We start from the raw sequence: 18179 nt of genomic DNA, 5'->3' as shown, positions 1-18179 counted from the left end.
ATGAGTGAATTGATTCGGGTCCAGGACCTGCGCGTGGTCGCCTGTGGCGAACGCGGCGAAGTAGAAATCGTCAAGGGTGTGAGCTTCTCCCTGGAAAAAGGCGAAGTGCTGGCGCTGATCGGTGAGTCGGGCTCCGGCAAGACCACCATCGCCCTGGCGCTGCTCGGTTACGCCCGGCGCGGTTGCCGGTTGGCCGGCGGCGTGGTGCAAGTCGGTGAACACGACATGCTGGCGTTGAGCGAACGTGAACTGCAAGGCCTGCGCGGGAACCGTGTGTCGTATATCGCGCAAAGCGCTGCGGCGGCGTTCAACCCGGCGAAAAAACTCATCGACCAAGTGGTGGAGGGCGCGCTGATTCACGGCCTGGGCAACCGGACCGTGCTCGAAGCCAAAGCCATCGAGCTGTTCCGCGACCTGGCCCTGCCGGACCCTGAACACATCGGCCAACGCTATCCGCACCAAGTGTCCGGCGGACAGCTGCAGCGGGTGATGGCGGCGATGGCGCTGATCAGCGATCCGTTGCTGGTGGTGCTCGACGAGCCGACCACCGCGCTCGATGTGACCACTCAAATCGACGTGCTGCGCGCTTTCAAGCGGGTGGTACGTGAGCGTGGGGCGACGGCGGTCTACGTGTCCCACGACCTGGCCGTGGTGGCGCAAATGGCCGATCAGATTGTGGTGCTCAATGGCGGCCAGATCTTCGAACAGAGCGCCACCGCGCCCTTGCTCAAAGGCCCGGCCCATGAATACACCCGTAGCCTGCTGGCGGCGGCGCGCCCGGATACAACGATCCGCCCGCCCTGTGGTGTGGCCGAAGATCAGCCACTGCTGACCATCAAAGGTTTGACCGCCGGCTATGGCAACAAAAACACCCAAGGCATGCCGTCGATCCGCGTGCTGGAAGACATCGACCTGACGGTGCGCAGGGGCCAGGCCATCGGCGTGATCGGTGAATCGGGTTCCGGCAAGTCGACCCTGGCGCGGGTGGTGGCCGGGTTGCTGACGCCGGCGTTGGGTGGCCTGACCTTTGATGGTCAGCCACTGGGCGGCAGCCTGTCCGAGCGTACCGACGAACAGTTCCGGCGCATTCAAATGGTCTTCCAGAACGCCGACACCGCGCTCAACCCGATGCACAGCATCAGCACCATTCTTAGCCGGCCGCTGAAAATGTATTTCGGCCTCAAGGGCGCCGCCTTGCGCGAGCGTATCGGCGAACTGCTGGACCTGGTGCGCTTGCCGCGGAGCCTGGCCGAGCGTCGGCCGAATGAACTCTCCGGCGGGCAAAAGCAACGGGTCAACCTGGCCCGGGCTCTGGCGGCCAAGCCGGACCTGATCCTGTGCGACGAAGTGACCTCGGCGCTGGATACGGTGGTCGGCGCGGCGATTCTTGAACTGCTGCGCGACCTGCGTCAGGAGTTGGGGGTGTCCTATCTGTTCATCAGCCACGACATCTCCACCGTGCGCGCGCTGTGCGACGACATCGTGGTGATGTACAGCGGCTACAAGGTTCAGGAGGGCAGTCGGCAGTCGTTTGCCCAGGCGCCTTTCCATCCGTACACCGACCTGTTGATTCATTCGGTGCCGGAGTTGCGTCAGGGCTGGCTGGAGAACTGCGGCACCACCTGCGGCACGCTGCCGCCGATCGGTGCCAAAGCCAACGTGCCGGAGCTGTGCACGTTCCTCAATCGCTGCCCGGTACGGGTCGACGGTTTGTGCAATCGCACCGCGCCAAACCGCCGGACGCTTGTCGGCGGCAGTGAAATCCTTTGTCACCACGACAGTGCCGAGCTGCTGAAAACCCAGCAGGATTTGAACAGCATGATTCAGGGAGCCTATGCATGAAGGGGCGTTTTGTGAGGCTGGCCGAGCAGGGCCGGCCGACCGTCAAATTGACGGTGGACGGCACACCCATCGAGGCGTTGCAGGGCGACACGCTGATGGTCGCGTTGCTGACCCAGGGTTCGGCGCTGCGTCAGTCGGAGTTCGACTCGGGCCGGCGGGCCGGTTTTTGCCTGATGGGCGCCTGTCAGGATTGCTGGGTCTGGACCCGCAGCGGCGAACGGCTGCGTGCCTGTTCCAACGAAGTCCGTGAAGGGCTGGATATCATCACCACACAACCGGAGGCGATATGGCCACTGCACGGCTGAGCACTCATCGAGTGGTGATCGTCGGCGCCGGGCCGGCCGGCATTCGCTGCGCCGAAACCTTGCTGGCGGCGGGCTGCAAACCGATCCTGATCGATGAAAATCGTCGGGATGGCGGGCAGATCTACCGTCGCCAACCAGAAGGATTTACCCGCGATTACGCGACGCTGTACGGTACCGAAGCGGCCAAGGCCAAAGACTTGCACCAAAGCTTCGACCGCTTGCGCGGGTTGATCGACTACCGCCCGGACACGCTGGTGTGGAACCTTACACCGGGGCAACTGTGCTGCGTCAGCCAGGGCAAACACTCGACGGTTGATTACGACGCGCTGATCCTCTGCACCGGCGCCACCGACCGCTTGATGCCGATCGAAGGCTGGCAACTGGCGGGCACCTACAGCCTCGGTGGCGCGCAGATCGCGCTCAAGTCCCAGGCGGTGTCGATTGGTCATCGCGTGGTGTTCATGGGCAGCGGGCCGTTGCTGTATCTGGTCGCCAGTCAATACCTCAAGGCCGGTGCCAACGTGGCGGCGGTGCTCGACACTTCGCCGTTGAGCAAGCGCATCGGCGCCTTGCCGAAGCTGCTGGCGCGCCCCGGAGTGCTGTTCACCGGGATGAAACTGTTGGCGCAGCTGTACCGGGCGAAGATCCCGGTGCACCTGGGGATTTCTCCGTTGCAAGTGCTGGGCGATGCCCAGCGCGGTGTCAGTGGTGTGCGGGTGCGGACCGCCGAAGGCAAGACGTTGACCGTTGAGTGCGATGCCGTGGCGCTGGGTTATCACCTGCGCCCGGAAACCCAATTGGCGGATCTGGCCGGTTGCCGTTTGCGCTTCGATGAGGCGTCCAGTCAATGGTGGCTGGCCACCGATGAAGAAGGCCGGACCTCGGTGAATGGTGTGTATGCCGCCGGCGATGGCTCGAAAATTCGTGGCGCGGATGCCGCCGAGCACGCCGGGCGCCTGGTGGCCATGGCGCTGCTGGAGGATCTGCACCAGCCGGTGGACGCCGGGTTGCGCGACGAACAACGCCGCGCCCTGGCGCTGATGGACCAGTTTCGTCTCGGCCTGGCCCAGGCGTTTCCCTGGCCTGCCGAACAAGCCAAGGCCTTGCCCGACTCGGCCATTGTCTGCCGCTGCGAAATGATCAGCGCCGGCGAATTGCGTCGCACCGTCAGCGAAAAGGGCGCCTGTGAAGTCAATCGGGCCAAGGCGTTCAGCCGGGTCGGCATGGGCCGCTGCCAGGGCCGTTATTGCTCCCAGGCGGGGGCCGAGGTGATTGCCGCTGCGGCCGGCGTCAATGTGCAACTGGTCGGTCGCCAGCGTGGTCAGGCGCCGGTCAAACCGCTTTCGATGCTCACCGAGGAGGTGTCGCCATGACGCTACAGAAGGCCGATGTGGTGATTGTCGGGGGCGGCCTGATGGGCTCGGCGGCGGCGTTTTTCCTGCGCCAGCGCGGGCAGTCGGTGATCTTGCTGGAGCGCGACCAGATCGGTCAGTACGCCAGCGGCGTGAACTTCGGCAACGTCCGGCGCCAGGGGCGATTCCTCGGGCAACTGGAATTGGCCAACCGTTCCTGGGCGTTGTGGAAACGCTTGCCGGAGTTGATCGACGACGACCTCGAATTCATCGCCAGTGGGCACATGCGCGTGTGCTACCGCGAAGACGAAATCGCCGAACTGGAGGCCTACGCCGCCGCTCCCGAGGCGGCGCAACTGGACCTGAAAATCTATCGCGGCGCCGAACTGCACCAGCGTTTTCCGTTTCTTGGACCGGATGTGAAGGGCGGTTCCTACGCGCCCCACGACGGCCATGCCAACCCGCGTCTGGCGGCCCCGGCGTTTGCCCGCGCCGCACGGCGTCTCGGTGCGCGGATCGAAGAGCAGACCGAAGTCGCCGAAGTGCAAAAGGTTGGCGGTGAGTTCACCGTCACCACCACCGATGGTCGCCAGTTCAGCGCCGAACAGTTGCTGATTACCGCCGGTGCCTGGGGCCAGAAGCTGTCGGCGCAGTTCGGCGAACCGGTGCCGCTGGACACTCACGGCCCGCAAATGGCCGTGACCGAGCCGGTGCCGTACGCCTTGCCAACGGTGATCGGCGTGTACACGAAAATTCCCGAGGAAGTGATTTACTTCCGGCAGATCCCGCGCGGCAACATCGTCATCGGCGGTGGCTACCGCAGCAAGCCGGACATGCTGAACCGTCGGGCCCAGGTCGAGCCGCGCAGCATCCTCAACCAGATCCAGCAGATGCGGCGCCTGCTGCCGGGTGTCGGCAACCTGAACATCATCCGCGTCTGGAGCGGCATCGAAGGTTACATGCCCGATTCCCTGCCGGTGATGGGCCGCAGCGGTACGGTCGACGGGTTGTTCTACGCGTTCGGCTTCTGCGGTCACGGCTTTCAGCTTGGCCCGGGCGTCGGCGACGTGATGGCCGAACTGATCAGCACCGGCAGCACCAACACTTCGATTGAGCCGTTCTCCATTCGCCGGTTCGCCCTTTCAGCCGAGCAACGGAGCAAGGCCTCATGAAACCCCGTGTACTGGATATTCTCAAACGGCTGATGGCCTTCGATACCGTGTCTTCGGAGTCGAATATGGCCTTGATCGAGTACGTGCGCGACCTGCTGCTGAGCAAGGGCATCGAGTCGCTGATCGTCAAGGATGAAACAGGCAAGAAGGCCAATCTGTTCGCCAGCACCGGCCCTAAGGAGTTGCCGGGGATTCTGCTGTCCGGGCACACCGACGTGGTCCCGGCAGCGGGCCAGGCCTGGACCGTTCCGGCGTTTCAGGCGACGGTGCAGGAGGGGCGGATTTACGGTCGCGGCAGCTGCGACATGAAGGGCTTTATCGCGTTGGCCATCGACGCCATGCTCGACGCCGCCGACCATTCGTTGAGCCGACCACTGCAACTGGCGCTGTCCCATGACGAAGAGACCGGTTGCGTCGGTGTGCGGCGTTTGCTCGACGTGTTGCACCTGGCGCCGGTGCGGCCATTCCTGTGCCTGATTGGTGAGCCGACCAACATGCAGTTTGTGCTCGGGCACAAGGGCAAGGGGTCTTATCGCACGTACTGTCGGGGGCTGGAGGCGCACTCATCGCTGGCACCGCGCTCGGTCAATGCGATTCATGTGGCCTGCGATTTCATCGCGGCACTGCGTCAAAGCCAACAGCAATTGCAAGAGCAGGGCGCTCAGGATGCGGACTACGACGTGCCTTACAGCACGGTGCATGTCGGGCAGATTGTCGGCGGTAAGGCGCTGAACATCGTGCCGAACCTCTGCACCCTCGACTTCGAAGTGCGCAACCTGCCGGCAGACGATCTGGATCAGTTCCTGGCGCAGATGCAAGAGCGTGCGGAAGTAATCGTGCGCGAGGCCAAAAAGCTCTCCAGTGTGGCGGACATCGAGATTGAAACCCTCAACGTTTATCCGGGTCTCGATACCCATCCGAGTGTCGAAGCGGTGCGCTTTCTGAAGAACTTCGCCGCACCGGATACCGGCACCGCCAAAGTCTCGTTCGGCACCGAAGGCGGTTTGTTCAAGCAGCGCCTGGATGCGCCGGTGGTGGTCTGCGGACCGGGTTCGATCGAACAGGCGCACAAGCCGGACGAGTTCATCGAGATCAGCCAGATGGAGGCCGGGGAGCGGTTTCTCGAGGGGTTGCTCGGTTCCCTGAAACAGTGATGATCATTCCCAGGCGATACGATTCCCTGTGGCGAGGGGGCTTGCCCCCGCTGGGTCGCGAAGCGGCCCTGAAACCTGTAATCCCATTTCGACAGGCACACCGCATCCACACAGGGTTGCGGGTTGGTTGTCAGCTCCTCGAACCCCTTCGGTAGAGCCTGCCGTCCCACCGCGATTTTCAGCATCCGACGCTGCCCTCAAGGCGCTTTCAGCATCCTCTTCCGAGGCACCTCCCTAGACTGGCAAGTGTCTCGGATCAGGACTCGACCATGCTCAAGAATCGTTTGAAAGACCCAAGCCTTTTGGCAGAACTCGCCTACATCGACGGGCAGTGGATCGGCGCCGACAACGCCGCGACCCTCGACGTCATCGACCCGGCCAACGGCCAGTTGCTTGCCCGCGTACCGGCGATGCAAGGCACGGAAACCCGCCGCGCCATCGACGCCGCCGAAAAAGCCTGGCCAGCCTGGCGCGCCCGCCCAGCGGCCGAACGTGCGGCGCTGCTGGAGCGCTGGTATCAGGCGATGATCGACAACCTCGATGACCTCGCGTTGATCATGACTTGCGAGCAGGGCAAACCGCTCAACGAAGCCAAAGGCGAAATTCGCTACGGCGCCGGTTTCGTCAAATGGTTTGCCGAAGAGGCCCGCCGGGTTTACGGCGAAACCATACCGGCCCCCAGCGGCGACCGCCGACTGCTGACCCTCAAGCAACCGGTGGGGGTCTGCGCCGCCATCACCCCGTGGAACTTCCCCAACGCGATGATCACCCGCAAGTGCGCGCCGGCCTTGGCGGCGGGTTGCCCGATCATCGTCAAACCCTCGGACCTGACGCCATTGTCGGCGCTGGCGCTGGCAGTGCTGGCCGAACGCGTCGGGATTCCGGCCGGGGTGTTCAACGTGCTGACCGGAATGCCCGCCGGCATCGGTGAAGAGCTGACCGGCAACCCGAGCGTACGGAAGATTTCCTTCACCGGCTCGACAGCGGTCGGCCGCTTGCTGATGCGCCAGAGCGCCGAACACATCAAGCGCTTGAGCCTGGAGCTGGGCGGCAATGCGCCATTTATTGTGTTCGACGATGCTGACCTGGAGCAGGCGGTGGCGGGCATCATGCTCAGCAAGTTTCGCAACGCCGGGCAGACCTGCGTCTGTGCCAACCGCATCCTGGTGCAGGACGGCATCTACGAGCGCTTCGCCCAGCGGCTGGTGGAGGAGGTGGGCAAGCTCAAAGTCGGCAATGGCCTCGACGCCGATGTCACCATCGGCCCGCTGATCAATCCGGCGGCAGTGAGCAAAGTCGCCCGGCATATCGACGATGCCCTGAGCCAGGGCGCGCGGTTGCTCTGCGGTGGTGTTCCCGAGGGCGATAGTCAATTTGTCCAGCCAACGGTACTCGGCGATACCCACGCCGGCATGCTGCTGGCCAACGAAGAAACCTTCGGCCCGGTGGCGCCGTTAATGCGCTTTACCGAGGAGGCCGAAGCACTCGCGCTGGCCAATGCCACGCCTTATGGACTGGGCGCCTACTATTTCACTCAGGACCTGCGCCGCTCGTGGCGTTTCGGCGAAGCGCTGGAGTTCGGCATGGTCGGCCTCAACACCGGGATCATTTCCATGGAAGTCGCGCCGTTCGGCGGCATCAAGCAGTCGGGCCTGGGCCGTGAAGGCAGCAAGTACGGCCTGGATGAATACCTTGAAGTCAAAGCCTTCCACATTGGCGGGCTGTAACTCACAGACACGGGGAGCCACGATTGATGAGCAAGACATTCAGAATCGCCGCGATTGCCGGCGATGGCATCGGCAAGGAAGTCCTGCCCGAAGGGCTGCGGGTACTGGAGCAGGCGGCGAAGAAATGGCAGCTGGAGTTGAGCATCGAGGTGCTCGACTGGGCGCACTGCGATTACTACCTGGAGCACGGGCAGATGATGCCCGACGACTGGTTCGAACAGCTCAAGGGTTTTGATGCGATTTACTTCGGCGCCGTGGGCTGGCCGGACAAGGTGCCGGACCACATTTCCCTGTGGGGTTCGCTGCTGAAATTCCGTCGGGATTTCGACCAGTACGTGAATATCCGCCCGGTGCGGTTATTCCCCGGCGTGCCGTGCCCATTGGCCGGCCGCAAGCCGGGGGATATCGATTTCGTGGTGATTCGTGAGAACACCGAAGGTGAATATTCCTCGGTCGGCGGCAAGATGTTCGAAGGCACCGAGCATGAGTTCGTGCTGCAAGAGTCGGTGTTCACCCGACGCGGCGTCGACCGGATTCTCAAGTTCGCCTTCGAGCTGGCCCAGACCCGACCGCGCAAACGCCTGACGGCGGCGACCAAGTCCAACGGGATTTCCATCAGCATGCCGTACTGGGATGAGCGCACCGCATTGATGGCCGCGCAGTACCCGGAGATCACCTGGGACAAACAGCACATCGACATTCTGTGCGCGCGTTTCGTGTTGCAACCGGACCGCTTTGATGTGGTGGTGGCGTCGAACCTGTTCGGCGACATTCTCTCCGACCTCGGGCCGGCGTGTGCTGGCACTATCGGCATTGCGCCATCGGCAAATCTCGACCCGGAGCGGCGTTTTCCATCGCTGTTCGAACCGGTGCATGGCTCGGCGCCGGATATCTACGGGCAAAACATCGCCAACCCGATTGCGATGATCTGGTCCGGGGCATTAATGCTCGATTTCCTCGGTAACGGTGATGAGCGTTATCGCGCGGCGCATGACGGGATTTTGCAGGCAATCGAGCGGGTGATTGCCGAGGGGCCGATCACGCCGGATCTGGGCGGGAAGGGCTCGACTCAGGATGTTGGAAAGGCGATTGCTGACCGACTTTGAGTTTGTTGATGTTGATCGTTCCCACGCAGAGCGTGGGAATGCCTCAATGGTGTTTTAGTCAGTAACCTTGGATGCGATCAACTTCACCCACCATTTTCTCCCCCCGCTCATACCGCCGAATATTCTCCAACAACACCCCAAACGCACTTTCCGGTTGTGTCATCGCCGCAATGTGCGGGGTCAGCAGAATCTGCGGATGGTCCCAAAACGGATGATCCACCGGCGCCGGTTCTTCCTGTAGCACATCGAGTACCGCACCGCTCAGTTGCCCGCTGTCCAGCGCCTCGAGCAAATCACTTTCCACCAGATGCCCGCCACGGCCCATGTTGATCAGCGCTGCGCCACGGGGCAGTTGCTGGAACAGTGTGCGGTCGAGGATGCCGTGGGTCTGTTCGGTCAGCGGCAGTACGCACAACAGAATGTCGCACTGGCTCAGGAACGCTGGCAGTTGCTCGTTGCCGGCATGGCAATCGACGCCCGGGACTTGATGGGCACTGCGCGCCCAGCCGGACAACGTAAAACCCAGGGGCTGCAAGGTCGCCAGAATCTGCCGGGCCTGGGTCCCGAGGCCCATGACGCCAACCCGGCGCTTGGCTGCCGGTTGCAGCAAGTGAGCCTGCCAGCACCGGGCCATTTGTTGCTGGCGATAGCGCAGCATGTCCCGGTGCAGGCTGAGCACCGCGAAACTGGCGTATTCGCACATGCCGCGAGTGATGCCAGGGTCCAGCAGGCGCACCACCGGCAAGTTTGTCGGCAAGCGGCTCAAGTCCAGTTGATCGACCCCGGCGGACAACGCAAACAATACGCGCAGATTGGGCAGCAGAACCTCGAGATCATCCGGTGCCTGCCAGGCGGCCAGGTACTGAATGTCTTTGGGATCGCCGATGTCCGGCCAGGCGCGCCATTCGATATCCGGGGCATGCTCGGCGAACAGCGCTTTCCACTGTTCGCCGCGTACCGGGTCAGCTTTATAAAGCAGGGCCATGGGCATTTCCTGAAGGGTGAAGAGGCTGTCCATCATCGCGCAACGCCAGCGCAGGATCTGTCGAAAGGGCCGGGTTAAACGCGTTGCGCCTGTTTCTATCAGGCATGCCCCGGCAGATTCGGCGGGCTGAAGGAATCTGCCGTTTGGCGGGGTGAAAACAGTCGATCCGAATTTCTCAGGGCGCAAGTTCGGCGTAGTTCGTTTCGCACAAGCCTTAACCTGAACACCATCGCAACCACCTCCCGGTTGCCGGACTCACGATGGGAAATGCCATGAACAGCAAAGTCGACGAAACCCCTCATTTGCTCCGTCAGCGCGATCAATTCGTGCCACGTGGCCTGGTTACCGCTCACCCGTTGGTGATCGATCGCGCCCAAGGTGCCGAGTTGTGGGACGTGGACGGCAAGCGCTACCTGGATTTTGTCGGCGGCATTGGCGTGCTGAACATCGGTCATAACCACCCCAAGGTGGTCGCCGCGGTGCAGGCCCAGTTGCAAAAGGTCTCCCACGCATGTTTTCAGGTGGTGGCCTATAAGCCTTATCTCGATCTGGCCCAGCGCCTGTGCGAAATGATCGGCGGCAACGAAGCCTATAAAGCGGCGTTCTTTACCTCTGGCGCCGAGGCCGTGGAAAACGCGGTGAAGATCGCCCGCGCTCACACCAATCGCTCAGCGGTGATTGCGTTTCGTGGCGGGTTTCACGGTCGCACCTTGCTCGGCACCACGCTGACCGGCATGAGCCAGCCGTACAAGCAGAACTTCGGGCCGTTCGCGCCGGAGGTGTTCCATACGCCGTATCCGAACGCCTATCGCGGCGTCAGCAGCGAGATGGCGCTCAAGGCACTGGACGAGTTGCTGGCCACCCAGGTTGCCCCTGAGCGGGTTGCGGCAATCATCATTGAACCGGTCCAGGGCGACGGTGGTTTCCTCTCGGCACCGGTGGAGTTCCTCCAGGCGTTGCGCGCCCTCACTGAAAAACACGGGATTGTGCTGATTCTCGATGAAATCCAGACCGGTTTTGGCCGTACCGGCAAGTGGTTCGGTTTCCAGCACGCCGGCATCCAGCCGGACCTGGTGACTGTCGCCAAAAGTCTTGCCGGTGGTCTACCGTTGTCCGGTGTGGTTGGCAAGGCCGGGATCATGGACGCGCCATTGCCTGGTGGCCTGGGTGGTACTTACGGCGGTAACGCGCTGTCATGCGCCGCAGCGCTGGCGGTAATTGAAGCCTACGAGCAAGAACAGCTGCTGGCGCGTGGCGATGCCCTGGGCGAGCGTTTGCGTCAGGGGTTGCTGCGCTTGCAGGCCCGTCACCGGCAAATCGGCGACGTGCGCGGCAGCGGGTTCATGCTGGCGATCGAACTGATCAAGGATGACGACGCGCGTACCCCGGATGCGGACCTGAATCAGCGGCTGATCGACGAAGCCCGAGCGGGGGGGCTGCTGGTGATCAAATGCGGCGTTTACCGCAACGTGCTGCGCTTCCTTGCGCCGCTGGTGACAACAGAAGATCAGATCGACGAAGCGCTGCAGATTCTTGAAGCAGCATTGGCACGCGTCTTGAACTGAGTTCCCGCGTGCTCCGGGCGATACTGCAAGGTATCGCCCGTGAGCATTTATGGCGCATGGAGTGACGGAGTGCATTATTGGAGGCTTGGCGTACCATGGGGCTGACTGATTATCGAGCGTTGCTCATCGATTGCGATGAAGTCCTGGTCGATCGCGATTCGGGAGTCTGGACGGCGCTGCAACCGCTGCTCGACAGCCTTGGCGGTCGTCCGGACAAGGAACAGGTATTGGCCGAGTACGGCGAGGTGGTGCGTGCGCTCTACTCGCGTTTCGGTGAGCTGGGCTTCAGTGGCTTGCTGTGTTTCGCCCATCGGCAGTTGGCCGAGCGCTGGGGGCTGCGAGCCAGTTGGGAGGAGGGCATGAGTTTTGCCCGTTCGGTGGCCAGTTGGTCGCTGTTCGAGGACGCGCCCGGCGCGATGTTGTACCTGCGCAAGTTCTATCGCTTGCTGGTGCAGGGCGATCGGGATGCCGAAGATCGAGGGCTGCTCTGTGAGCGTTTGGGGGTCATGCCCGACGACTTCATTTCACTGGCCAGCGATCCCTTGCTGGATCGGGACTGGTTACAGGCCAATGGGCTTGAGGCCCGGGAGATCCTGCAAGTGACCCGACCGTCTGCCGGTCGGCAGACGGCCAGCGATGTGTGCCTGATTTGTCGCGGGCGGGCAAAACCTGCAACGTCGTGTGCGGCGGATTACTGCATCAACAGCATGGCTGACCTGGTGGCTCAGCATCAGCTGTCTTTACGGCGCTGATTTTGCTAGAAGATTGTCCTACAAACGGCAATCAAGAGGTACGCAATGGAAGGTTTAGTGAAACTGGACCGGATCGACATCAGCATCTTGGTTGAGTTGCAAAAAGACGGGCGCATGACCAACGTCAGCCTGGCCGATGCCGTGGGGCTGTCAGCCAGCCCGTGCCTGCAACGGGTCAAGCGACTGGAGTCGGCCGGGTACATCTCGAGTTACAAGGCGCATTTGAACCTGGCCAAGATCACTGACTCGGTCACGGTGTTCACCGAGATCACCCTGAGCGATCACAAGCGCGAAGACTTCGCCAAGTTCGAGTCCAATATCCGCCTGGTGGATGAAGTGCTCGAATGCCATCTGATCAGCGGTGGCTACGATTATCTGGTGCGCTTCATGACCCGCAGCATCCAGCACTATCAGGAAGTGATCGAGAGCCTGCTGGACAAGAACATCGGCATCTCCAAGTACTTCAGTTACATCGTCATCAAGTCGCCCGTGCTCAAGGATGGCGTGCCGCTGCGCAAATTGCTGCGCCATTGAGACGTTCTCAGTAACCGCTTGTCGCCCGCTGCGTCTTTGCAAGAGGTGCACGCCGGGCGGCGCCTCAGGCATCGCGCAAAAGGTCGTGAGCGTTAAGCAGCTCGTAGGCAATCTCGGGGTGTTTTTCCAGACCGCGACGAATGGCGGCTGGAATCGACTGACGGGTTTTGCGGCACAGCCCTGGCAGGTCCAGAAGCTGAATGCCGATGCCGCGCATGCTTCGCACTTCGTGCACGCTTGGGGTGATGTGCACGCGAATGCCTAACTGCTCGTACATCCGCCGCTGCATGTGCTCGAGGTCGGCCAGGCTCTGCAGATTCTCCAGCCGGTCGAGCAGGCGCTTTTCCTCCTGGCGGGTCAGGTGCAGGATGCGCAAGTCCGCGCTGGGTATGTCCAGCAACTGTTCGCGCCTGCAATCGCAGGCGCCGGGCGGGCAGGGTTGTCGAATCTGGAGAGAGGCTGTCATGGTCTCCAATCATAGCTATCGGCAACCGCTATTGCCCAGCGGGTTCGTCGCGACCCGATGACGGTGTGGGGCGGACAAAACCACCCCGCACTGATCGCCCTCAGCCCCATGTGTTTCCGAGCGCCTCCAGACCAGCCCTTTGCAGGTCTTGTGGGCTCATGACCAGACGGAACTTGCAGGTGGCATCGAAGTTGAGAAAGAACGGTTCTGCAAAGCTGGGGATCTGCGAGGAGTCTTGTACGTCGATCAGGAAAATCCCGCCGCGCAGTCCATCCTGCTCGGTAAAGTAGGCAGCCTCCGGTTTGATGCTTTCCAGGATTCGCCCGATGACTTCGCCGACCTTCCCGGCCCTGACGAGTGCGTTGAAGGGTTCATTCGGGCACTCGACCATCATTAGCATTTTCATTATTCGATTCTCTTTTCAGATAGCTGCCTCATCTCCCTGCCTTTGCTCCTCGCGCTCACGCAACGAAGCTCGTATTCGCCCGCTCCAGCGGTGTGTGGTTAAGCATAGCGAAGCATGAGCTGACGCCCGTCCGGGGTTACGGGCGGTCGTGGCGCTGAAAGTGAATCATGTCACCCGTTTTGCACGGCTTTCAGCTTGCCTGAGCAGTTGCATAATGGTGCTGGTGGTGTTGAAACTTATACGGTTAGCATTGCGCTTTACCGACGCACCAAATGACCGGTGGGTTAACGCAACCGAGTAGGTCGAACATTGATCGAACGACGCCAATTTAGCGGAGGCATGAAGGGGAAAAACCTTCGCTATCTGAATGAGAATCCCAGTGAGTCTGCTCAAATGACCCGGGCAGGATTTCTGCTGCTCGAGCATTTCTCGCTGCCCGCGTTCACCCAGGCGCTGGATACGATTGTTACCGCGAATCTGCTACGCCCCGGGTTGTTCGCTTCCCGAACGTTCGGCTTGAATGACGGGGAGGTCATCAGTGATCTCGGCCTGGTCATTCGTCCGGATGCGCGTTTCGATTCTTCAGCCATTCAAGACCTGGACCTGTTGGTCATTTGTGGCGGCTACCGGACAGAACTGAAGGCGACGGATGAGCTGATCAGCCTGTTGCGAGCAGCGGCAGAGCGTGGCGTGAGTCTGGCGGGGTTGTGGAATGGCGCCTGGTTCCTCGGCAGCGCTGGCTTGCTGGATGGATATCGATGCGCCATTCACCCGGAACATCGCCCCGCACTCGCGGAAATTTCCAAGGCGACGCATGTCACCAGCGAAGCTTTTGTCATTGATCGAGACCGGCTCACCGCTTCCAGTCCCGCGGGGGCATTCCATATGGCGCTGGACTGGATCAAGGGGCTACACGATAAAGCGCTGGTCGAGGGTATCGAGGACATTCTGGCTTTCGAGGAGTCTCGTTATCGGCGCATCAAACCAGCTGAAAATGTCTGTGTGAGCGCGCCATTGCGTGAGGTGGTCAAGCTGATGGATGCCAACCTCGAAGAGCCGCTGGAGCTGGAACAACTGGCGGTTTATGCCGGTCGTTCCCGTCGACAGCTCGAACGCTTGTTCAAGGAGCAACTGGGCACGACGCCGCAACGGTATTACATGGAACTGCGGATCACCGAGGCGCGGCGACTGCTGCAACACACCGAGCTGTCCCAGGTCGATGTGCTGGTGGCCTGCGGTTTTGTTTCACCGAGCCATTTCAGCAAATGCTATAGCTCGTACTTTGGATACAGACCCTCCAAGGAAACGCGACTGGTCAAATGAAAACGACGCCACCGCAAGGCCGGGCCAAGCGATTGTCACGGCTGTCTTGATACGTCTCCTATACTGATTCGCGTTGCCAGGATCAACGCTGGCACCCAACGCCGTCGGGCCCGCTGTCAGGGGCTGACAGCTTCCCCATCAGTCACTGTAAGGAGATTGAACATGGCAATTCGCATTGGCGATGAAGCACCGGACTTCACTGCCGAAAGTACTGAAGGCCCGATCCACTTCCACCAGTGGATTGGCGACAAGTGGGCGATCCTGTTCTCGCATCCGAAGGACTTCACGCCTGTCTGTACTACTGAACTCGGTTATATGGCCGGACTCAAGCCTGAGTTCGACAAGCGCAACACCAAGATAGTCGGGCTCAGCGTCGACCCGGTCAGTGACCACCGGGCCTGGCTCGGTGACATTGAAGAGACCCAGGGGCATGCGGTCAATTATCCGATGATCGGCGACGAAAACCTGGTCGTGGCGAAGCTCTACGACATGATTCACCCGAATGCCAGCGGCGGCTCACGCACTGCCGCGGACAACGCGACGGTGCGCTCCGTGTTCATCGTCGGCCCGGACAAGAAAGTCAAGGCGATGCTGATCTACCCAATGAGTGCCGGACGCAATTTCGATGAAGTGTTGCGCCTGCTCGACTCGCTGCAATTAAACGCCAAGCACACGGTCGCCACCCCGGTGAACTGGCGTCCGGGTGAGGACGTGATCATTCCCACGTCGGTGTCCGACGAAGAAGCCAAGAAGAAATACCCGCAGGGCTTCAAGACGTTGAAACCCTATTTGCGCACCGTGGCGCAACCGAAGTAATTCACTCGGCGTCCCTCCCTTGCAACGATTGCCTCAGGCTCGGGCAGGGGAGGGTTGTTTAATTCGATCAAAAGCAAGTGGCTGTTTTAAAACCAATTTATGTGCTTTTGGGGCTTCCCAGACGAAACAAAAGTTGATAAATTTCCGCGCGTTCTTGCAGAGGCCCTCACGGGGCTTTCAGCAACAGCTACAGGGGCGTCGCCAAGCGGTAAGGCAGCAGGTTTTGATCCTGCCATGCGTTGGTTCAAATCCAGCCGCCCCTGCCATTTTCCCAAGTTCATCCAGGTATTCCCTCAACCACCAGGTTTTGCGCGAGTTCGGGATGAGCGTCTTTGCCGGGCGACGTTATTCAAAGCGTTGCTCAAAGGCAGACAGCTGATTCGACATGATCGGCTGAAGCGGCACCCAGACATTCCCCGTCGATGCCGACAACCGCACTTTCTCCCTTGGCTGTTCCTCCTTCTGTATGCCTGGTCGTCGTTTTCGACGCTGTCTTTACACCTCACTCCGCTATCTCGAACTCTCCGGTGAGCTTGTCATCCTTCGGATCTGACGCGCCACGAAGGCCTGCATTTACGCGAGGTCAGTGAAGATCAGGGTAGACGTTGTGGCCTGATACAAAACAGTGTGTTCGGTAATTTGCACGGTTCTTGCAGAATATTTTACAGATGCCTTGATCTGTAACCCTTCTACCCGTGGAGTCGTTGAACATGCCGTTACGCTTGAAGTTAGCCCTAAGCTACCTGCTGATCGGTTTGATCCCGGTTCTGGGCATGGCCTTTACGGTCTATCAACAAGCCAGTACGGCCTTGCGCGAGCAGACGCTGAACGCTCTCGAGGCGGTTGCCCATATCAAACAGCAGCAATTGCTGGATAACTGGCAGGAACGGCGCAACCAGATCAGCACCCTGGCCAGTAACCTGAGCAACAGTTACCAGGGACTCGACGACACCGCGCTGATCAGCACCGCCCATTACGACCGCCCGATGTTTCAACACTTCATCAGCACCTTTGGTTATCGCGAGCTGAAACTGATCATGCCCGATGGCACCATCATGCTCAGTGTGCAGAGCGACAGTGACGAAAAGCACAACCTCGGTGAAGACAGCCTGCGCGACACCTCGCTGGCGCGTCTGGTGAAGCAAAGCCGCGATAGCGGCAAACCGTTGATCAGCGACCTGCAGTACAACCCATCGAGCAAAGAGCCGACCCAGTATCTGGCCACCCCCGTCATGTCGAACGGTGAGCTACAAATGATCCTGGTTCTGGAGTTACCCATCGCCCCGCTCAATAACGTGATGCAAACCCGCCAGGGCCTGGGGGAAAAAGGCGAAACCTACCTGGTCGGCAGTGATGCCGGCTTGCGCTCGGACTCGGCACGTTTCCCTGAACGCCAGGTCAACCGCAGCCTCAATGCACAAACCGGTCTCACGGGCAGTGCCGTCAGCAATGCCCTGGCAGGCCAGCAGGGGCGTCTCGCCGAACCGGGGCTGGACGGTAACACTGCGCTGAAAGTGTTTGTCCCCATCGCCTTCGATGACAACCATTGGGCCCTGATTGCCGAAATGGATCAGACCCAGGCGTTTGCCCCGGTACGTCAGTTGATGTGGCAGGTCTTGCTGCTCGGCCTGCTGACCGTCGCCGCCGTTGCCATCGCCACCTGGCTGGTCAGCCGCAGTGTGATGCGCCCGCTGGGCGGCGAACCGAGCAATATGACCGTGCTGGCCCGTCGCTTGGCCGCAGGCGAGCTGAACCTGCCGACCGAGCACCGACAACAGGCGGGCTTGATGCTGGCCCTGCATGAAATGGCCCTGGCCTGGCGCGATGTGATTGAGCGTCTGCGCCAATCCAGCCAGGACGTTGGTCAGGCCAGCAGTGAGATTCTAAGTGCCGCCGGGCAAACCAGTGAACGCCTCGATCTGCAGCAAGAGTCGCTGGAAATGGTTGTCAGCGCCGTCGAACAAATGTCCTGCACCGTGCAGGACATCGCCCGCAACGCTGCCGACAGCGCACAAGGCAGTACTGCCGCACGGGGTGCCTTTGGCGAGATGCAGGGCACCTTGCAACAGATGATCGGCCAGCAGGGACGCCTGCTGAATGACATCGGTCGGGCGGGCAGAGTGGTCGACACCCTGACCAGCGACGCCCTGCAAATCGGCAGCGTGCTCGCGGTGATCCGGGGCATTGCCGAACAAACCAACCTGCTGGCGCTCAACGCCGCTATCGAAGCCGCGCGCGCCGGGGAACAAGGCCGTGGCTTTGCGGTGGTCGCCGATGAAGTGCGTAACCTTGCTCAACGCACCAGCAGCGCCACCGAAGAAATTGTTGCCATCACCAGCACCTTGCAAAGTTCGTCCACCGAAGCCTTGCAGGCGATGCAGGCCTCGGCCGAACAAGCGCATTCGCTGGAGCGTGAAACCCAGGTCGTGCTGACCTCGCTCAGCCAGTTGGATAACTCCCTGCAAGGCGTGCACGCCCTCGCGGTGCAGATCGCTGTCGCTGCGAACGAACAGGCCGGAACCACACAGGAGGTGAATCAGCATATGCACCGCTTGCACGACATGACCCGTGATAACCGGCGCAATGCGGCACATACCCGCAGCAGCGGCGAGCACCTGCAGCAAGTAGCCAACAACCAGCAAGCCCTGGTGCTGCGCTTCCGTCTATAGCTGTC

Annotated in this window: 16 protein-coding genes and 1 tRNA gene; 14 read left to right on the top strand and 3 right to left on the bottom strand. The window is 61.1% G+C overall.

The genetic code is table 11. The features are described from left to right. From AC1RJ3_RS22105 to AC1RJ3_RS22075, 7 genes are all read left to right on the top strand, one after another. On the top strand, window positions 1-1842 hold the full coding sequence (locus AC1RJ3_RS22105) for an ABC transporter ATP-binding protein (RefSeq protein WP_054597941.1): 1842 nt from the start codon (window positions 1-3) through the stop codon (window positions 1840-1842). Continuing rightward, window positions 1839-2147, top strand: coding sequence for a (2Fe-2S)-binding protein (locus AC1RJ3_RS22100; protein WP_054597940.1), 309 nt, complete (start codon window positions 1839-1841; stop codon window positions 2145-2147). Before AC1RJ3_RS22105 ends, AC1RJ3_RS22100 begins: the two co-directional genes overlap by 4 nt. Then, window positions 2129-3520 carry an FAD/NAD(P)-dependent oxidoreductase gene (locus tag AC1RJ3_RS22095; protein WP_054597939.1) on the top strand — a complete coding sequence of 464 codons (1392 nt, stop codon included), beginning with the start codon at window positions 2129-2131 and terminating at the stop codon, window positions 3518-3520. The genes AC1RJ3_RS22100 and AC1RJ3_RS22095 overlap by 19 nt, the downstream gene beginning before the upstream one ends. Continuing rightward, on the top strand, window positions 3517-4671 hold the full coding sequence (locus AC1RJ3_RS22090; RefSeq protein WP_054597938.1) for an NAD(P)/FAD-dependent oxidoreductase: 1155 nt from the start codon (window positions 3517-3519) through the stop codon (window positions 4669-4671). Before AC1RJ3_RS22095 ends, AC1RJ3_RS22090 begins: the two co-directional genes overlap by 4 nt. Beyond that, on the top strand, window positions 4668-5825 hold the full coding sequence (argE, locus tag AC1RJ3_RS22085; protein ID WP_493080500.1) for an acetylornithine deacetylase: 1158 nt from the start codon (window positions 4668-4670) through the stop codon (window positions 5823-5825). The genes AC1RJ3_RS22090 and argE overlap by 4 nt, the downstream gene beginning before the upstream one ends. A gap of 269 nt (window positions 5826-6094) precedes the next feature. Then, complete coding sequence (locus tag AC1RJ3_RS22080) at window positions 6095-7552, top strand: NAD-dependent succinate-semialdehyde dehydrogenase (RefSeq protein ID WP_493080498.1); 1458 nt, start codon at window positions 6095-6097, stop codon at window positions 7550-7552. Between the two features lie 26 nt (window positions 7553-7578). Beyond that, window positions 7579-8658: a tartrate dehydrogenase gene (locus AC1RJ3_RS22075; protein WP_019689743.1), complete on the top strand. Its 1080-nt coding sequence runs from the start codon at window positions 7579-7581 to the stop codon at window positions 8656-8658. A 58-nt stretch (window positions 8659-8716) separates the two neighbouring features. On the opposite strand, the gene AC1RJ3_RS22070 is transcribed toward AC1RJ3_RS22075, so the two are convergent. After that, the gene (locus tag AC1RJ3_RS22070) at window positions 8717-9643 is read right to left on the bottom strand and encodes a 2-hydroxyacid dehydrogenase (RefSeq protein WP_347927127.1); all 927 of its coding nucleotides are present in this window, start codon (window positions 9641-9643) and stop codon (window positions 8717-8719) included. A 272-nt stretch (window positions 9644-9915) separates the two neighbouring features. Here AC1RJ3_RS22070 and gabT point away from each other — a divergent pair, with 272 nt between their 5' ends. The 3 genes from gabT to AC1RJ3_RS22055 all read left to right on the top strand — a co-directional run bounded on the left by gabT (window position 9916) and on the right by AC1RJ3_RS22055 (window position 12494). Continuing rightward, window positions 9916-11208: a 4-aminobutyrate--2-oxoglutarate transaminase gene (gabT, locus tag AC1RJ3_RS22065; protein WP_347927126.1), complete on the top strand. Its 1293-nt coding sequence runs from the start codon at window positions 9916-9918 to the stop codon at window positions 11206-11208. Window positions 11209-11303: 95 nt separating this feature from the next. Then, window positions 11304-11960: an HAD family hydrolase gene (locus tag AC1RJ3_RS22060; protein ID WP_347927125.1), complete on the top strand. Its 657-nt coding sequence runs from the start codon at window positions 11304-11306 to the stop codon at window positions 11958-11960. A 45-nt stretch (window positions 11961-12005) separates the two neighbouring features. After that, complete coding sequence (locus tag AC1RJ3_RS22055; RefSeq protein WP_008055821.1) at window positions 12006-12494, top strand: Lrp/AsnC family transcriptional regulator; 489 nt, start codon at window positions 12006-12008, stop codon at window positions 12492-12494. Window positions 12495-12558: 64 nt separating this feature from the next. Here AC1RJ3_RS22055 and AC1RJ3_RS22050 read toward each other — a convergent pair whose 3' ends face one another. Together AC1RJ3_RS22050 and AC1RJ3_RS22045 are read right to left on the bottom strand one after the other, a co-directional pair. Then, entirely contained in the window at window positions 12559-12960 is a 402-nt protein-coding gene (locus AC1RJ3_RS22050; RefSeq protein WP_054597931.1) for a hypothetical protein, read from the bottom strand. 100 nt (window positions 12961-13060) lie between these two features. Further along, entirely contained in the window at window positions 13061-13366 is a 306-nt protein-coding gene (locus AC1RJ3_RS22045; RefSeq protein ID WP_054597930.1) for a hypothetical protein, read from the bottom strand. A 309-nt stretch (window positions 13367-13675) separates the two neighbouring features. Between AC1RJ3_RS22045 and AC1RJ3_RS22040 the strand changes: the two genes are divergently transcribed. The 4 genes from AC1RJ3_RS22040 to AC1RJ3_RS22025 all read left to right on the top strand — a co-directional run bounded on the left by AC1RJ3_RS22040 (window position 13676) and on the right by AC1RJ3_RS22025 (window position 18174). Continuing rightward, on the top strand, window positions 13676-14689 hold the full coding sequence (locus tag AC1RJ3_RS22040) for a GlxA family transcriptional regulator (protein WP_347927124.1): 1014 nt from the start codon (window positions 13676-13678) through the stop codon (window positions 14687-14689). 162 nt (window positions 14690-14851) lie between these two features. Further along, window positions 14852-15505 (top strand): peroxiredoxin, encoded by a 654-nt coding sequence (locus AC1RJ3_RS22035; protein ID WP_347927123.1) that lies wholly within the window; start codon window positions 14852-14854, stop codon window positions 15503-15505. A 191-nt stretch (window positions 15506-15696) separates the two neighbouring features. Beyond that, window positions 15697-15771: transfer RNA gene (locus AC1RJ3_RS22030), tRNA-Gln, on the top strand. Between the two features lie 444 nt (window positions 15772-16215). Beyond that, a complete protein-coding gene (locus tag AC1RJ3_RS22025) occupies window positions 16216-18174 on the top strand; it encodes a methyl-accepting chemotaxis protein (RefSeq protein ID WP_347927122.1) in 1959 nt (652 codons plus the stop codon). The last annotated feature ends 5 nt before the right edge of the window (window positions 18175-18179 follow it).

Source organism: Pseudomonas sp. GW822-FHT04C11 (assembly GCF_058800905.1).
The sequence above is the reverse complement of the archived record's forward strand: the minus strand, read 5'-3'. Positions and strand labels throughout refer to the sequence as shown.

Bases quoted from the DNA above. Each gene is read 5' to 3' on its own strand.
- AC1RJ3_RS22105 (WP_054597941.1), top strand. From the start codon at position 1: ATGAGTGAATTGATTCGGGTCCAGGACCTGCGCGTGGTCGCCTGTGGC.
- AC1RJ3_RS22100 (WP_054597940.1), top strand. From the start codon at position 1,839: ATGAAGGGGCGTTTTGTGAGGCTGGCCGAGCAGGGCCGGCCGACCGTC.
- AC1RJ3_RS22095 (WP_054597939.1), top strand. From the start codon at position 2,129: ATGGCCACTGCACGGCTGAGCACTCATCGAGTGGTGATCGTCGGCGCC.
- AC1RJ3_RS22090 (WP_054597938.1), top strand. From the start codon at position 3,517: ATGACGCTACAGAAGGCCGATGTGGTGATTGTCGGGGGCGGCCTGATG.
- argE (WP_493080500.1), top strand. From the start codon at position 4,668: ATGAAACCCCGTGTACTGGATATTCTCAAACGGCTGATGGCCTTCGAT.
- AC1RJ3_RS22080 (WP_493080498.1), top strand. From the start codon at position 6,095: ATGCTCAAGAATCGTTTGAAAGACCCAAGCCTTTTGGCAGAACTCGCC.
- AC1RJ3_RS22075 (WP_019689743.1), top strand. From the start codon at position 7,579: ATGAGCAAGACATTCAGAATCGCCGCGATTGCCGGCGATGGCATCGGC.
- AC1RJ3_RS22070 (WP_347927127.1), bottom strand. From the start codon at position 9,643: ATGGCCCTGCTTTATAAAGCTGACCCGGTACGCGGCGAACAGTGGAAA.
- gabT (WP_347927126.1), top strand. From the start codon at position 9,916: ATGAACAGCAAAGTCGACGAAACCCCTCATTTGCTCCGTCAGCGCGAT.
- AC1RJ3_RS22060 (WP_347927125.1), top strand. From the start codon at position 11,304: ATGGGGCTGACTGATTATCGAGCGTTGCTCATCGATTGCGATGAAGTC.
- AC1RJ3_RS22055 (WP_008055821.1), top strand. From the start codon at position 12,006: ATGGAAGGTTTAGTGAAACTGGACCGGATCGACATCAGCATCTTGGTT.
- AC1RJ3_RS22050 (WP_054597931.1), bottom strand. From the start codon at position 12,960: ATGACAGCCTCTCTCCAGATTCGACAACCCTGCCCGCCCGGCGCCTGC.
- AC1RJ3_RS22045 (WP_054597930.1), bottom strand. From the start codon at position 13,366: ATGAAAATGCTAATGATGGTCGAGTGCCCGAATGAACCCTTCAACGCA.
- AC1RJ3_RS22035 (WP_347927123.1), top strand. From the start codon at position 14,852: ATGGCAATTCGCATTGGCGATGAAGCACCGGACTTCACTGCCGAAAGT.
- AC1RJ3_RS22025 (WP_347927122.1), top strand. From the start codon at position 16,216: ATGCCGTTACGCTTGAAGTTAGCCCTAAGCTACCTGCTGATCGGTTTG.